The sequence below is a fragment of the Mesorhizobium escarrei genome, assembly GCF_935825525.1.
In the GTDB taxonomy this organism is placed as follows: domain Bacteria; phylum Pseudomonadota; class Alphaproteobacteria; order Rhizobiales; family Rhizobiaceae; genus Mesorhizobium; species Mesorhizobium escarrei.
The window spans coordinates 22253-37457 of sequence record NZ_CAKXZT010000175.1; the positions used below are offsets into that span (position 1 = coordinate 22253).

Annotated in this window: 15 protein-coding genes and 4 pseudogenes; 7 read left to right on the top strand and 12 right to left on the bottom strand. The window is 61.8% G+C overall.

Features of this window, described 5'->3' with window-relative positions:
- Window positions 1-131: 131 nt before the first annotated feature.
- Complete coding sequence (locus NMG80_RS34445; protein ID WP_254022272.1) at window positions 132-971, bottom strand: cation efflux transmembrane domain-containing protein; 840 nt, start codon at window positions 969-971, stop codon at window positions 132-134.
- A 63-nt stretch (window positions 972-1034) separates the two neighbouring features.
- Between NMG80_RS34445 and NMG80_RS34450 the strand changes: the two genes are divergently transcribed.
- Window positions 1035-1460, top strand: coding sequence for a MerR family transcriptional regulator (locus NMG80_RS34450; protein ID WP_202367810.1), 426 nt, complete (start codon window positions 1035-1037; stop codon window positions 1458-1460).
- Window positions 1461-1564: 104 nt separating this feature from the next.
- Here NMG80_RS34450 and NMG80_RS34455 read toward each other — a convergent pair.
- Together NMG80_RS34455 and NMG80_RS34460 are read right to left on the bottom strand one after the other, a co-directional pair.
- Window positions 1565-2631 (bottom strand): annotated as a pseudogene (locus tag NMG80_RS34455) (nucleotidyl transferase AbiEii/AbiGii toxin family protein).
- Complete coding sequence (locus NMG80_RS34460) at window positions 2628-3293, bottom strand: DUF6088 family protein (protein ID WP_254022273.1); 666 nt, start codon at window positions 3291-3293, stop codon at window positions 2628-2630. The pseudogene NMG80_RS34455 and the gene NMG80_RS34460 overlap by 4 nt, the downstream one beginning before the upstream one ends.
- Before the next feature lie 1195 nt (window positions 3294-4488).
- Between NMG80_RS34460 and NMG80_RS34465 the strand changes: the two genes are divergently transcribed.
- A complete protein-coding gene (locus NMG80_RS34465) occupies window positions 4489-4797 on the top strand; it encodes a DUF736 domain-containing protein (RefSeq protein ID WP_254022274.1) in 309 nt (102 codons plus the stop codon).
- Between the two features lie 22 nt (window positions 4798-4819).
- On the opposite strand, the pseudogene NMG80_RS34470 reads toward NMG80_RS34465, so the two are convergent.
- From NMG80_RS34470 to NMG80_RS34505, 8 genes and pseudogenes are all read right to left on the bottom strand, one after another.
- Window positions 4820-5097 (bottom strand): annotated as a pseudogene (locus NMG80_RS34470) (WGR domain-containing protein).
- A gap of 541 nt (window positions 5098-5638) precedes the next feature.
- On the bottom strand, window positions 5639-6340 hold the full coding sequence (locus NMG80_RS34475) for a GntR family transcriptional regulator (protein ID WP_254022282.1): 702 nt from the start codon (window positions 6338-6340) through the stop codon (window positions 5639-5641).
- Window positions 6341-6442: 102 nt separating this feature from the next.
- Window positions 6443-7183 (bottom strand): aspartate/glutamate racemase family protein, encoded by a 741-nt coding sequence (locus NMG80_RS34480; protein WP_027155037.1) that lies wholly within the window; start codon window positions 7181-7183, stop codon window positions 6443-6445.
- An 8-nt stretch (window positions 7184-7191) separates the two neighbouring features.
- On the bottom strand, window positions 7192-7914 hold the full coding sequence (locus NMG80_RS34485) for an ABC transporter ATP-binding protein (protein ID WP_254022275.1): 723 nt from the start codon (window positions 7912-7914) through the stop codon (window positions 7192-7194).
- Window positions 7915-7916: 2 nt separating this feature from the next.
- Complete coding sequence (locus tag NMG80_RS34490; protein ID WP_091600118.1) at window positions 7917-8696, bottom strand: ABC transporter ATP-binding protein; 780 nt, start codon at window positions 8694-8696, stop codon at window positions 7917-7919.
- 4 nt (window positions 8697-8700) lie between these two features.
- Window positions 8701-9675 (bottom strand): branched-chain amino acid ABC transporter permease, encoded by a 975-nt coding sequence (locus NMG80_RS34495; protein ID WP_023797267.1) that lies wholly within the window; start codon window positions 9673-9675, stop codon window positions 8701-8703.
- 5 nt (window positions 9676-9680) lie between these two features.
- Window positions 9681-10547, bottom strand: a complete 867-nt coding sequence (locus tag NMG80_RS34500) for a branched-chain amino acid ABC transporter permease (protein ID WP_123145977.1) — start codon at window positions 10545-10547, stop codon at window positions 9681-9683.
- 76 nt (window positions 10548-10623) lie between these two features.
- Window positions 10624-11826 (bottom strand): ABC transporter substrate-binding protein, encoded by a 1203-nt coding sequence (locus NMG80_RS34505; RefSeq protein WP_254022276.1) that lies wholly within the window; start codon window positions 11824-11826, stop codon window positions 10624-10626.
- A 151-nt stretch (window positions 11827-11977) separates the two neighbouring features.
- Here NMG80_RS34505 and NMG80_RS34510 point away from each other — a divergent pair.
- Window positions 11978-12309: pseudogene (locus NMG80_RS34510) on the top strand (DUF4143 domain-containing protein); the annotation flags it as partial.
- 307 nt (window positions 12310-12616) lie between these two features.
- Here the strand turns inward: NMG80_RS34510 and NMG80_RS34515 are convergent.
- Window positions 12617-13272 (bottom strand): annotated as a pseudogene (locus NMG80_RS34515) (transposase family protein); the annotation flags it as partial.
- A 56-nt stretch (window positions 13273-13328) separates the two neighbouring features.
- Between NMG80_RS34515 and NMG80_RS34520 the strand changes: the two are divergent.
- The 4 genes from NMG80_RS34520 to NMG80_RS34535 all read left to right on the top strand — a co-directional run.
- Window positions 13329-13580 (top strand): DUF5372 family protein, encoded by a 252-nt coding sequence (locus NMG80_RS34520; RefSeq protein WP_197031591.1) that lies wholly within the window; start codon window positions 13329-13331, stop codon window positions 13578-13580.
- A gap of 191 nt (window positions 13581-13771) precedes the next feature.
- Window positions 13772-14221 carry a helix-turn-helix domain-containing protein gene (locus NMG80_RS34525; RefSeq protein WP_027038738.1) on the top strand — a complete coding sequence of 150 codons (450 nt, stop codon included), beginning with the start codon at window positions 13772-13774 and terminating at the stop codon, window positions 14219-14221.
- A gap of 19 nt (window positions 14222-14240) precedes the next feature.
- Entirely contained in the window at window positions 14241-14513 is a 273-nt protein-coding gene (locus NMG80_RS34530; protein WP_027038737.1) for a hypothetical protein, read from the top strand.
- Window positions 14503-15205, top strand: a 703-nt coding sequence (locus tag NMG80_RS34535; protein ID WP_254022278.1) for a recombinase family protein, incomplete at its 3' end; no start/stop codon positions are given. The genes NMG80_RS34530 and NMG80_RS34535, both read left to right, overlap by 11 nt.

Sequence of the window (15205 nt, forward strand, 5' to 3'; positions counted from 1 at the left end):
AACCTAATGCCACTGGGCTGCATGTTCATGGTTGGCGCTTCGAAAGTTGCGTAAGATTGCAGTGCGGAATCGAACAGCGGAGCTGTGCCGGGTTCGTATCCATCACGATCAGGCCCAATAGAGATCCTTCGCTACTCTGTCATTCGCGGCGACGCTACAGCAGCTTCGACCCGATGCTGGCAGCGAGACGGGTATCTTTGACACCCGCTCTTGCTCACATAACTGACAGATTGTTGGGTAGGCACAGCCGTTCGGTCGTGTGCGCCTTCGTTGTATTCGCTCCAGGCCTGCCGCAGGATTTGCACCGATGAGATTAGAAAGATTCCAGCCATAAGTCCGGCGACGGCCAGATCCGGCCATGCGCTCGACGTACTCCAAACGCCGAGAGCTGCGGCCATCACCACCATGTTGCCGATCGCGTCGTTGCGCGAGCACAGCCAAACCGAGCGGACATTCGCATCACCATCCTTGTAGGGCATCAGAAAACCAACGGAAGCGAGATTGGCGGCAAGGGCCAGAAAGCCGATGATGCCCATGACTTCCGCGCTGGGTACGCCGAGGATCAGCGTGTGATAGACGGTCGAACCGAAAACCCAGAGCGCCATCAGGCTGAGCGACAGACCCTTGAACAGCGCAGCCGTTGCGCGTGTCCTCAGGCTCGCACCGATAACCGCGAGGCTCAGCCCATAGGTGACGGTGTCAGCAAGGAAATCCAGTGCGTCGGCCTTGAGAGCCTGAGAACCGGCAAGTGAGCCGGCAGCCATTTCGGTCAGGAACATGGCGCCGTTAATGGCGATGACCGTCCAGAGCACACGCTTGTAGCGCGGGTTCATGCCGTCGAAGACCGGCACGCCACCCGAACAGCATGAGGCTTTCGCTGCATGATCTTGATCGCGCAGCTTCGCCGGCAGAACCAGCTGCGGCGGTCCCGCGCAGCTTTTGGTTTCGTGATCGCAGCAAGCTTCAGACATCGGTGACTCCTTGATGAAGACACTGTAGTGTCTCTAGTGGCTAGAGGTTCAAGAGGTTTTTTTATGGATCTGTCGATTGGTGAATTGTCTCGTCGCGCGGCGGTGAAGGTACCGACGATCCGCTACTACGAGCAAATTGGCTTGATGCCCGAAACGGGTCGAACCGAAGGTAAGCAGCGACGGTATGGAAGGATGGCCGTGGCGCGGCTTGCCTTCATCCGGCACGCGCGAGAACTCGGGTTCGAAGTTGATGCGATCCGCACGCTACTTTCGTTGCAGGACAATCCGGATCAATCATGCGCCCGCGCCGACGAGATCGCGAAGGCGCGGCTGGTCGAGGTGGAGAAGCGCATCTCCAGTCTCAAGGCACTGCGCAAGGAATTGCGGAAGATGGTCGAGGAATGCGCCTGTGGGCGGGTCGGCGAATGTCGCGTGATCGAGACGCTCGCCGACCGAACTCATGCGCATGGGAAGTTAGCGGCAAGTTGATCCGACAGGTGATGGCAGCGTTCGCGGGACGGTCCTCGGGTTTGAAGTAGCAGACCATTTGCTCGACACCGCCTTGATGATGCCCCGGCGACGTGGCCAGGCGACTAGGAATGGGTGTTGATGTCCTGCTCAATGTGCCGTGCTGATTCCAGAATGTCATCGAAACTCGGCGGAGTGCCGAAGATCATGGCCGCCGTATTGGCATAGTCGCGCGCGAGCGCGTCCACCATCTTTGGAGCGGGCGCGATCGCGAAGCTGCCCGGGACTGCTGAGGCGAGGTCATAGTCGGGACGGTCGAAAAACATTCGTGCGTGCCGCACACAATCGGCGCCAAGATCGAGATCGCCGAGTGCGGCCTTTCCGGTCTCGGATCCGAGAAGACTGTGCAGGTCATAATAGTGCCGAGACACCCGCTGGCCTTCCTGCCGCAGTTCGCCGCGCCGCTCGTACCAGCGGCGCAATCCATGGGCGATCACCACTTTGTCCCAAAAGGTGCGGGTCGCCTCGATCGTGGTCACGTCCGCGACGGTGAGATCAATGCCTGCCGCTTCCTCCGCGACATAGGGCGTGATCGTGATGGGGCGATTGGGATCGAGCGCCGATTTCGCCCCGGACTCGAGGCGTATGGCCGGTCGCACATAGGCGCCGTCACGCGGCTCGACCTCGGGATACCAGAGCAGCAGGGTCTGACCATCGGCATCGGCTTCGTCGAGCTCCACCCGTCCGGCGCCGTTCGTAATGTCGGCAAGTTGAGCGGTGAGGAAGTCTCGCAGCGGTCCTGTGATATACGCACGGCAGGCGTCCCGGATAGCGTCGAGCTTGGCGCGGCGCTTCATGTTCGACAGTCCCTCAAGTCTTCGATCGACAGTCCCTCAAGCTCTTCGACGGAGGCAGCCTCGTCGAGATCGTCGCGGAACACGGTAACGTCGATGTCCTCGGAAAAACGCTGGATGAGGCCATAGCCTTTTGACAGCGACGTCCCGCCCTTGAACAGCAACCGAGGTTCGCCCGCAGGGCGATCGTGATAGAGCGCATCGAGCGTCCAGCAGACCCAGAAGTCCTTTTCGACATTGCCGACCGGAGCACCAATGCGATTGGCCGTGGCGAGGAACAGGTCGAGCCGGTCACGCGGCAGCGCGCCGATGATCTGGCGGTAGGCGTCGGTACTCATGGCTTCGCCTCGTGCGGGTCCGCCCTCAGGATTTCGCGGAGGAACTCCTGCATCCAGATCGGCACGGCGGAGAGACCGGCGCGCAGATCCTCGCGAATGGCCTCGCCGTGCTTGGGGTCGGCAAACAGACGGCGCAACGTCGCCTGGATACGCCTCCGTTCGCCCTTCTGGGTCAGCATGTCCTGCATCCAATGCAAGGCCTGGACGACCCGCATCCCCGGCCGATCCGCCCAATAGAGGCGGCTAGGGGCAGCGTATTTGAAGTGGATTTCCTGTGTGCCGAGTTTGATTGGCTTCAACCGCGCATCGACCAGCACTTCTATACGTGCGGGGACGGCGGTCGTCAGGCCGAGGTCGTTGGCGGCCGTCATACCATCGATGACGGCGCGCGCCCGATCGCGGCGCGTGACGGCGCGGATCACAGCGCGATAGTCCGGCACGGTGGCGCGGCCAGTCAGGTTGTTCGTGCGCGGCCGGTCATAGAGGCCTCGGTCGATCCGGCGCAGCGCCCCGGCGGCTGTCAGGCGCTGCAGGGTTTTGTCCACGGCGGCGCGCGCGCCGAGATCGGCGAAGTCGCCGGGGGTCCAGACTTCGTCGGGTTTGGACTCAATGCGGGCAAGCAGGCGCGAGCGAAGGTCGGTATCGGGCTCAACTACGGGCATGTCCGAAGTATGCGACAAGTTTCGGACAAAGACAAGGTGCGAGTCCGAAGTATGCTACAATTTTCGGACACTCCGTGGCACCCGAAACTCCAAAAATGGAACTCGCATTTTGCATTGAAGGATGTCGCCCGAGCATCGAATGCCTCCTTCCGCGGGGAAAGGGTGCTACTGTCGCTTAAGAGTGCGCAATCTCGCTTAAGACTCTGGGACTGTTAGAGGGTCCAATCGAGCGATGGAGTAGCTGGGTTCCTCAAGTGAGTTGATCAGAGCGTCGATTTCGTCGATCAGTTTGAAAAGTCGATCCTTCCCATAGACTGCTTCGATTTCGCGATAGATTTTAATACTTTCAGGCGCGACCTTCGAGATCATGTCGCGCCCGTTGTTAGTCAGTCGTGCAAGTGCACGGGGTGATGCCCTCGCTGTGGATCGGGCAATCCGGACGGGGGCTGCGCGGCATTCACCGCTCTGGTGTTCCGTTTGATGAGGCTGGCCTCTCGACCGCAGCAGATCACGGCCAGCTCGACCTCTGGCCGAACGAGTGCGAAGGCATGGGCAGCGTATAATCGGCGCGCCCGGCAAAGCGTCGTTGAGCGCAGATGTGGCTCGAGGACGCTCGCTGGCGCTGATCCTGGCTGAAGCGGGAGCCCGACACGCCGTCGCCAGCCACGTTCCGACGCGTCGACGCCATAGCGCCGGCATAGTCCAACTCTGGGTCAGCCTGGCGAGTTACGGCAAGCACTCAGCTTGCCCACCTGCACGGCGTCTCGGTTCTAATGTCGACATCGGTGCAGGTGAACGCAACCCTGCCTGCTGGGTCCCCGTCCGGTGCGCAGACTGCCTGTAGTCGGGATGGGCGCTTAATCGAACGGGTCGCTGTCCTATGGGCGATGACGTCGACAACGGAACGCCCGTCTTCATTCCCGTTTCCGCAAAGCCACGTCCATCTGCGTCCTCGATGTGACTGGTCTGACCGAAAGCCGATCCCGCTACGCGGGCTCTCGATCTCGTCCCGGCAACGGCCTTCGCGACTTTCTTCCCCTGCCGGCTGCGCCGCCATTCCTCGCGGGCCAAGAAAGTCTCTCCCGGCCGCCTTCCACTGCGTTCCAGCCCTTCGGGTGCGGGTCGATCGCCTCCGGTCCACCGACCGTCATCGAGGTCGCGATGGGCGCGGCCCGAGACAACAAGGAATGAGACAATGGCTACCATCGGCACTTTCACCTCCACGGGCAACGGCTTCTCCGGCGCTATCAAGACCCTCAACCTCAACGTCAAGGCCAAGCTGGTCCGCGTCGACAACCCCTCCGACAAGGGACCGCACTTCCGCATCTTCTCCGGCAATGTCGAACTGGGCGCCGCCTGGCAGAAGGTCTCGAACGAGGGCCGCGACTACCTCTCGGTCAAGCTGGACGACCCGAGCTTCCCGGCTCCGATCTACGCCACCCTGATTGAGGTGGAAGGCGAGGAAGGCCTCCAGCTCATCTGGTCCCGCCCCAACCGCGACTGACCGGACACCGGCAGCGGCCCCGTCAACCAGACGGGGCCGCTCCTGCATGTCGAGATGCCGACCTCGGGCGATAGCCACGCTTCCTCTTGCTGCGCAACAGCTCCAGGAACAACCTGACGGCTTCCCTCTCCTCGTCGAAGGAGTCCTGAACCATCCGTCCGCGCGTCCCGATCCGTCCCCAACGGCGGATCAGCATGTCTGACCGAACAGTGTCTCATCGATCGACATGGCGTAGAACCGGGCCATGTTCCGGCTCGTGTCCATGCGTTCGATATAGAGGCGATAGCGTTGCGCAACCATGCCAAGATCGGAGGGTGACGAAAGGTCAACTGCTTCCAAGCATGAAGGGTCAACCTTCAGGTTGAGATGAGCATCCGATGATCATCGGTCCTTCGCGTCCGACTGGCACTCTGCGCGAGCGTATGATCGATGACATGTCCGTGCGTGGCTTGACCAGTCGCGGCTCATATTCGCAAGCAATGCGAGGCCGCCGCCTGGGATCAAAGTCGCAGAATTTGCAGTCTGGAACTGGCCTCTCGCGAGGGCCATCGACATCAGGTCGTATCTAAAAGGCCATAAGAAAAACCGGCAGTTTGCCCAATCCTTGCTGCGACTGCGCTGCGTCAAGTTCTGAACGGGCCCGTTGCCCGACCGTTGTGCGGGAGGGACTCAATGGCCCAGCAGGAGCAGGTGCAGCTGGAGGGCAGCGCCGCGGACTCAACGAGCGCTACTGTTATGACAGCAGGAACGAAGAAGCAGTCCTCATGGGCCGATGCATGCTATGCACGCCCAGCATGGTGCGGACATAGGCGAACTCCGGCGAAGAGTTTGACAGCGGAGATCAGCGCAAGATGTCCGACAGGCTCTCGGGCTTCTTCTCGCCAAGCGACAGATCAAGGCCCGACAGAAGGTCGATGAGATGACTTCGCATCAGGTCGGACGCGTTTTCTGCGTCGTGCTTTTCGATGGCATCGACGAGGGCGTGATGGGCGTGGCTTTCGCAAGTGGTGTCGCGGCGGCGCCAGTAGAGCGCGATGATCAGCGACGACCGCGACAACAGGTCTTTGACGAAGCCGGTCAGGATCGAATGGCCGGCGATTTCGGCGATGCCGACATGGAATTTTGCCGACAGCATTATGGCGTCGCTGTCGCGGCCGGCATGCAGGGCCTCGTGCTCTTTTTCGAGATGAAGCCGCAGTTGCGCGATCTCGGCCGGCTTTGCCACGTCGGCGGCAAGCGCCGCTACCTTGGGCTCGATCAGCGCCCGCGCTTCGAACACCTCGCGCGCTTCCTGCTTGGTCGGCTGGGCGACGAACGCGCCGCGGTTCGGCTCGAGCCGGGCCAAGCGGTCATGCGACAGCGCCTGCAGCGCCGCGCGTATCACCGCGCGGCTCACCGAATAGATCGAGGCGAGTTCGTCCTCGGGTAGTTTTGTGCCCGGTGCGAGGCGGTGGCTGACGATGGCGTCGCGCAGGCCGGCATAGACCGGAAACCAGCGCATCGCCGGCTTGTCGTCCCGTGTCTTTGGTCGAAGCAGGTCCATCGTCTCATTGTCCCGGCGGCCGGATCGCATAGCGGCGCGAGCACCGCGTTTCAGGCCGGACATCGAACATCCTGTGCGGGAATGTCAACAAATTTGCACGCATCAGGGTGCACGGCCGGAGGGCGAGAAGGGCGCAAAGATTCCGGCGAAGGATTTTTCGAGTGGAAGCTGGTAGCCGCCGCGCTTCGAGGTCGACAGGCCAAGGCCGACGAGGCTCTCGCAGAGTTTTACCGCGCAGGCGACGCCGTCGAGCACGGGAAGGCCATGTTCGCGGCTGAGCGCGGCGGCGAGATCGGCCATGCCGGCGCATCCCAGCACAATCGCTTCGGCCCGGTCGTCGCGGATGGCGCACTCGATCTCCTCAGAAATTCGATGGCGGGCGTTGGAGCCGGGCACTTCGAGCTCCAGAACGGGAACGTCGCTTGCCCGCACCCTGGCGCAGCGGCTGGCGAGGCCGTAGCGCACCAGATTGTGCTCGATCGCTGGCACCGAACGCGACAGCGTCGTCACCACGCTGAACTTGCCGGCAATCAGGCTCGCCATGTGAAACGCCGCTTCGCCGATGCCGACCACCGGCATCTCGCCGACGCAGCGTACTGCGTCGAGGCCGGTGTCGTCGAAGCAGGCGATGACGCAGGCGCTCGCCGCCGGATGTCTCTGGATCTCGCCGATCATTCCCGGGATGGCGAAGACCTCGTCGAAATAGCCTTCGACGCTCGGCGGCCCGTCCTTCGGATTGACGGCGATGATCCTGGTGCCGGCCGAAGCCGCGCCGCGCGCCGCCTCGCCAATCTTTTCGGTCATGGACGCGGTGGTGTTGGGATTGACGACGAGTATGTCCATTTGCGCTTTCATATTTCGCCGCCGAGATAGAGTTTCTTGACCCGGTCGTCGCCAAGCAGCTCAGCCGAATGTCCGGCCAGCGCGATCTTTCCGGTCGTCAGTGCGTAGGCGCGCTGCGAGATGCGCAGCGCCATGCGCGAATTCTGCTCGACCAAGAGAACGCTGACCTTTTCGTCGCGATTGATCGCCACGATGGAGCGGGCGATGTCCTGGACGAGCTTCGGCGCGACGCCGAGCGAGGGTTCATCGAGCAGCAGAAGCTTCGGTTTGGCCATCAGCGCCCGCCCGATCACCAGCATCTGCTGTTCGCCGCCACTCATCGTGCCCGCCGTCTGGGAATAGCGTTCCTTCAGGCGCGGAAAGCGCCCGAGCACCATGTCCAGCGTCCTGGCGATTTCGGACTTGTCGGTGCGGGTGAAGGCGCCCATCATCAGATTGTCGCGCACCGTCATGTAGGAAAAGACGCGCCGACCCTCCGGCACCATGGCGATGCCCATCCTGACCAGCTCGTCCGGGCGCGTTCCGTCGATGCGGTGGCCCCGGAAATGAATCTCGCCGCTGCGGACTTTCTTCAGGCCGGTGATGGCGCGCAGGATCGAGGATTTGCCCGCGCCGTTCGCGCCGATCAGCGCGACGGTCTCGCCCTCGTTGACGTTGAGCGATACGCCCTTCAATGCATAGACATGGTCGTAGTAGAGTTCGACGTCGGAGACTTTCAGCAGTTCGCTCATGGCTAAAATCCGATCGTCTCATCTTCGGCGCCGAGATAGGCCTCAATGACCTTTTCGTTCTCCTGGATTTCCTTCGGCGTTCCCTCGGCGATTTTCACACCGAAGTTCAGGACGACGATGCGGTCGGAAATGTTCATGACGGCGGGCATATCGTGCTCGACCAGCAGGACAGTCACGCCGCGCTTCCGCACGCCGCGCACCATCTCCACCGCGCGCACGGTTTCGTCATGGTTCATGCCGGCGAAGGGCTCGTCGAGCAGAAGCACGGTCGGGTTCGTGGCGAGCCCGATGGCAATCCCGAGCGCGCGCAGATGGCCGTGCGGCAGCGTGCTGGCGATCTCATGCCGTTGCGCGCCGAGATCGAGGAAGTCGATGATCTCGTCGGCCGAGCGGCCGAATTCATCCTCGTCGCGCCGTGCGGTATTCGTGCCGAGATAGAAGCCGGCAAGGCTGGCATTGGATCGCAGGTGATGCGCGATGATGACATTGTCGCGCACCGTCATGCCCTTGAAGATCGTCGTCTCCTGGAACGTGCGCACCACGCCCTTCCGGGCGACGATATGCGGCGCCAGGCCTGAAATCCGCTCTCCCCGGAACAGCACTTCGCCCGAGGTCGGATTGAGGAAAGAGGAAATCAGCTTGAACAGCGTCGACTTGCCGGCGCCGTTGGGGCCGATGACGGAGAGGATTTCGCGTTCGCGGACCGCGAAGGAAACATTGTTGACCGCGACAAGCCCGCCGAAGCGTTTGGTCACGGCCTTGATCTGGAGAAGCTCGGTCATGGTCCTAGCCCTGCTTCTTGCCGAATAGCCTGAGGCTGAGCAGGCCGTTGGGAAGGAACAGCATGAGCGCGATCAGCACCGAAGAGAAGATCAGCAACTGGAACTCGCCGGTCTCGAACAGGAAATCCCAGCCGAAATAGAGCACGAAGGTGCCGATCATCGGCCCGAAGACGTGGCCGAGCCCGCCGAGGAAGCAGTTCAGCATGAAGTTCACAGAGTCGGTGACGGTGAAGCTCGACGGATAGATCGACTGCGAGATGGCGACGAACATCGCACCGCCGAGACCGCCGAGGAATGAGGAGATGGCGTAGGCGATAACGCGCAGATAGGCGATGTTGACGCCGATCGAGGAGGCCAGTTCCTCGTTCTGCTGCAACGACTGGCAGAGTTTGCCGATGCGCGAATGGACTAGGCGGTAGAGCGCCGCAAAGCACAGCACCATCAGCACAACCGACACCAGATAGAAGGCGGGACGCGGATTGGCGAGCGTCGCGAAATCTGGAAGGATGGTCAGCCCGAAGATCGAGATGCCGCCGGGGAGCGGAATGCTGACCATACCCTTGGCTCCGTTGGTGATCGGCAGTGCCAGCGCGAGCAGCCGCGCCACTTCGGTCAAAACTAGCGTGACCATGGCGAAATAGACGCCGCGAAGCCTGAGGATGGGCAGTCCGATCAGCACGCTTGCAGCGGCGCAGAATAGCCCAGCCAGCGGCAGTGTCAGCCAGAACGACACACCGTACTGGACGACAAGAATGGCCGAAACATAGCCGCCCATAAGCGCGAAGGCGCCCTGGCCGATATTGATGCGGCCGATGTAGAAAGTCACCCACACCCCGGCGCTGGCGATGCTGAGCAGCGCGACCGAGGTCAGCGTGTAGTAGAGGTCGAGCCGACCGGTCGCCTCGATCAGCCAGGGCACGCCGACGAGTACGACCAGCAGGAAGACAGCGACGGCGAGGATGTTGCGTGTACGCTTCATGTCCATCATCCCCACGGCTTGCCCATGAGCCCGTTCGGGCGGATGCTCAGAAACACCATGAGCGCGGCGAAGATGACGAGATAAGTGACGTCGCCATATTGGCGTAGCACCGTCAGGCCGACCGATTCCATCATGCCGAGGATGAAGCCGCCGGCGATCGCTCCGCTGACCACGCCGGCCCCGCCGATCATCACCATCAAGAACGCCTTGATCGAGATCGGCCCGCCGATGCCCGAATTGACTCCGGTGATGGCGACCAGCAGCCCGCCGACTATGCCGGCAAGCATGGCGCCAAGCGCAAAGCCGATCATCGAATAGCGGTCGACCTCGACGCCCATAAGCTGCGCCGCGACCCGGTCCTGCGCCAGCGCCCGCATGGCGCGTCCCGGCTTGCTGTACTGCATGAAAAGCACGAAGGATGCGATGAACAGTATGGCGAGAGCGCCGACCAGCAGCCGGTCGTAAGGCATTATGAGGCTGTCGGAGACGAAGACGCCGTTGACGATCTTCGGCACGCCGCGCTGCTTTTCACCGAACAGGAGGAGGATCACGGCGTCGAGGAAGAATGCGACCGCCGCCGCGAGAAGCATCGTACTTTCCTCCCGCACGCTTCGCTTAATCACCGTTCTGAAAAGGAATTTCTCGACCAGCGCTCCAATGACCAGCAGCGTGATCCCAGACGCGACGAGCGCGACGACGAAAGGCATGCCGAGCTGGCCATAGACGGTGTAGGTGACGAAGCCGCCGAGAACGTACATCTGCCCATGGGCAAAGTTAAGCACGTTCATCAGCGCGAAGATCAGGGTCAGACCGAGCGCGATCAAGGCGTATTGCGCGCCAAGATAGAGCCCGTTGGCGATGACTTGTTCCATCAGGATGGTTCCGGCCGTTCAGAGGCTGAAGACGAATGCTCGAGCCTCCGCGGCAATCCGCTTCGGTGCAGTTGCGTCAATCGACTTCAGCGACGAAGAGCGTCTCGAACTTGCCGTCGCGGTATTCCGTGACCACCATCGGAACCGAAAGCTGGCGCTTCTGGCCGAACGATGTCATTCCGACATAGGTCAGCTTGGCATCGTCCTTCAGGTAGGGATTGGGCGCTGAGAAAGTGTCGATCGTCTTCTTGAACTCCTCGACATTGTCGATCGCGGCCGGGTTCGCCTTCAGCGTCTCGATGATGTATTCGAGCGCGTAGACCTTGGTGTTGGACTCGTCATTGTATTCGCCGAACATTTTCGTATAGCGGTCGACAAATTCCTTCATCGTGTCGGACGCGATGTCGGGCGTCGATGCGCCGCCGACCGAGATGAAGCCGTTGGCCAACTCGCCCGCGCCCTCTTCCAGCACCTTGGCATCCTGCGCCGTTTCGGTGGAGATCAGGCCTTCGTAGCCGAGCTCGCGCGCGGCGCGGATCAGCAGCGGCGCATTGCCGGGCGCGACACCCGAAAGCACCAGCAGGTCCGGTTTTTGCAAAACGATCGGCGTCAGTACCGGCGTGAAATCGCGGGTATCGTTTTGGTAGACATCCGTGGCAGCCACAACCTCGAGCCCGAGCGCCTTTGCCGCGGCAACACCGCCATCCCGCTGGCTCAGCGGATCGGATTCGTTGGCGGCGACAAAGGCAACTTTTTTCACGCCCCTGTTTTCCATGAGATATTTGTAGATCGCCGGAGCCGACTGGTAGTTGGCGATCATGCCGAGCACGGCGTTGGACGCCGGCGGGGTGTAGAGTTCCTTCGGGAATGCGTAGGGAAAATAGATGATGCCCTTGGATTCTGCCACGGGACGCACCGCCGCCGCGCCGTCGTCGACATTCGGACCGACGACATAGTGGATGCCCTCCTGGGCCATCTTCTCCATGCCGGCGATCGCCCGCTTCGGGTCCTTCTGGTCGTCGAAGGTGACGATGTTGATGTCATAGGTCTCATCACCAATCTTCACACCGCCGGTTTCGTTGATCCAGGTGGCGCGTGTCTGCATCGAGCGGACGTTGGATGTGCCCCACGCAGCGGCCGCGCCACTCGTCACGCCGACAAAGCCGATCTTGAGTTCCTTGTTGGCGGCGTGCACCGTGATTGTGCCGCCGGCCATGATTGCCAGCGCGGAGACGGCGCCGAGCGCGGCGAATGTGATTATTGAACGTCTGTTGATCATTGTTCTTTCCCCTTTGGAGGCCGCGCATTGTTGCGACAGAACCCGACCGATACGCGGACCTTTTTGAGTGAAGGCTCAAATCAATCACCTGTCAACAAAACTTTTAAAGATTGTTGACAATCTTGTGAGCGGTTGTAGATGAAGGACGTAGGACCGATCGCGGTTCGGTGCTTTGCTCGAGAGCTTCGTGGTGTCGGAATTCCTGAAGCTCGCATCGTGGTCAGAGCGACGGGTGTCTTTCTCACATTACCGGACCAAGGATCAGGACGAGGTCGACGTCGTGATCGAGGATCGACGCGGTCGGGTCGTCGGTATCGAGGTGAAGGCCTCCGCAACGGTTCCGCAGGACTTTCGGGGATTGCGCCAGTTGCAGGAAGGAGTCCGCGATCGTTTGTGCGCGGGCTGGTGCTGCACGACCATCACCGTGTGACGCCGTTCGGCGAAAAATTGCAAGCTGCACCGCTGTCGGTTCTGTGGTCGATGTATGTTGCAACCAAGTTCGAATGTCGCGCTGCCAGCAAAGTAGAAATGTCGCATGGCGGTGGGGACGGCCACAACGAGAGCGCCCGATCGGGCGTCAGCTGGTCGGGATTGCGCAGCCCGATCGGGTGCGGTTCAGCCAGGCACCCCTCGGCTTTAGATTAGAGAGCCGTCGCTACGGACTAGCTTCGTTGGCCCGCGTCGACCGCGGCGGGATCCGATACTCGCTCAGCATCGTGACGACATCGGCGATACGATTCTTATCACTCTCCGTCAGCCGCAGATCGACGTCGACGGATGCGCGCCCGACTTCCGGTCCGGGCGCCTCGGTGGGCGCTTGCTCACGCCGGGTGTAACCAGGCGGCCTGCCGGGCTTGCGACCGCGTTTCACATAACCGTTGCTCTCAGCGCCATCAGGGATTCCGAACATGTGGTCCGTCTGGCCGGTGCGGCGCGGCCCGCGCTTGCTGCGCTGCAGATCGCGGCCGACCTGCATCTCGGCAACCATCTCCAAGGCAGCGTCGAGCCGCTTGTTCTCGACGATTGCCGACCGGTGAACCGAACGCAGCTCATCGAAGACCTTGTAGGGCAGAGCGATGCCCTCATGAATGATCTCGAGACGTCCGTCCGAAGATAGTCGCAGACAACCACCTTTTTGCGGGCAAGCTTCTTCGCCGTGTCGGTCGGATGGAGAATGAACATCACCTTATCGTAGCGCAGCGTCAAAGCCTGCGTCAGCGTGCGGATCTCCTTGCGACACAGGGCGCCGTCCAGGTTCTCATGATCGGCGAGAGGACGGTGCATGTCCTTCGGGTTGCGGGGTTCCTTGCCGAAGCGTGCGTTGAAGTCCGCCATGAACTCAGCCGCATAGGCGTTGGCCGCCTCGATCGTGCTGATGTCGCGCAGGCGCAGTTCCTTCACAAGCCGGTCCTGGAGCGTCTGGTTGGCGCGCTCGACGCAACCCTTCTTTCAAGTCCAGGACTGCAGTTCGTGCTGACACTCGAGCGCGTATAGAGTTCGAGATCACGCACCCGTTCCATCCGTGGCGCGGCCAGCGCTTCGTGCTGTCGACCCGCAAGCAGAACTGGGGCGAGGACCGCGTCATGTTCTACGACGCGGCGGGACGACTTCGCTCGCTGCTTGCGTCATGGACGGACGTCGCTGAACCCGATGTTTTCATTCAGGTCGCGGCCGGTCGGTCGTTCGTGCGTCCAGATGATCTGGCAACCCTGGCGGCGTTGATCGAGCAAATCGAGCGCAGCCATGGCGGCTGAACACATGTCAGGCAATTTATGCCGCATGTGTCAACCTAATTATGCCGCCGCATGTCGGATTCACCGTCGTTCCAGCCGCCGGTTTCACTTGCATTGTCCGGGGTCTGACCGGTATGGCAGCTGCCTCCATTAGATTGACACGCTCTCTATCGAGGCGTAATTTGATTTACACACAAGCAAGGGGATATACCATGCCCAACCAGACCAAACGCGATCGACTGCGCCAGCTCGGAGCGCTCAACACGCGCCCCGAAGCCGTCCGCGCACCCTGGTTCCGTGAATCCAGCTTCTTCGATCCTCTCGACCTCGTGCAGGTGAAGTACGAGATGCTGCGTCACGTCCATGAGGATGGCGTCAACAAAGCCGATGCCGCCGCGCTTTTCGGTCTGTCGCGGCCCACCTACTATCAGGCCGAGGCCGCGTTTGAACGCGAGGGCATTGCCGGCCTGCTGCCGCGCACGCGTGGGCCAAAGTCGGCCCACAAGCTCACCGACGAAGTTATGCAGCTCATCGAGCAGAACCAGCACACGGGTGCTCCGCTGCAGGCGCGATCCCTGGCGCAGCTGCTGCATTCGACACTCGGTATCAGCGTCCATCCCCGCAGCATCGAACGCGCGATGGCCCGTAAAAAAAAACGGTGAACCCCATGCGCGCACCCCGATGCTGCCGCACGGTTGCAAGGATTTCTACGAGACGCTGCGCGCCGCCGTCCTATGCGGTCAGGCCTGCGTCAAGGACATGGGCGCCATCGTTTTTCATGGCTTTTGGCAAGGGCTGGCGGTGCTGATCGCGGCCCCTCAGCCTTCCCCGTCGATGCATCGGCGGCCCGAACCGCCGCCCACGGCTTCGGCGGCCGTGCACGATCGCCAGCTCGTGCACATGCTCGCCAACATGGTGCTGGCAGCAGAGACGCGAGGCAATCATGTCTACTGACATCGCCATGAAGGTTGGCGCCGACCATCTGCGGCGTGATGCATTCCTCTACGTGCGTCAGTCCTCTCTTCGTCAGGTGTTCGAGAACACCGAGAGCACCAAGCGGCAATACGCCCTGCGCGATCGCGCAGTGGCGCTGGGCTGGCCGATCGAACGTGTCCACGTCATCGATAGCGACTTCGGCCTCTCCGGCGCGCAGTCGCAGGACCGCGACGGCTTCCAGCACCTGGTGAGTGAAGTGGCGATGGGGCATGCAGGGATCGTGTTGGGGCTGGAAGTGTCGCGCCTGGCACGCAACAATGCCGACTGGCACCGTCTCCTTGAACTGGCCGCCCTGTCGCGCACGCTCATCATGGACGAGGACGGCGTCTACGATCCGGCCTATTTCAACGATCGCATGCTGCTCGGGCTGAAGGGCACGATGAGCGAGGCCGAACTGCACATCCTCAAGTCTCGGCTGCAAGGCGGCATTCTCAACAAGGCGCGCCGCGGCGAGCTCGAGATGCCGTTGCCGATCGGGTTGGTCTATACCCCTGACGCGCGGGTCGTGCTCGATCCCGACCGACAGATCCAGAACACGGTGCGGCTCCTGTTCGATACCTTCCGCGAGACCGGCTCGGCCTGCGCCGTCGTGCGCCGCCTGCGCGGCGAGAAGATCCTCTTTCCCCGGCGCCGGCAGCGATCGACGTCGC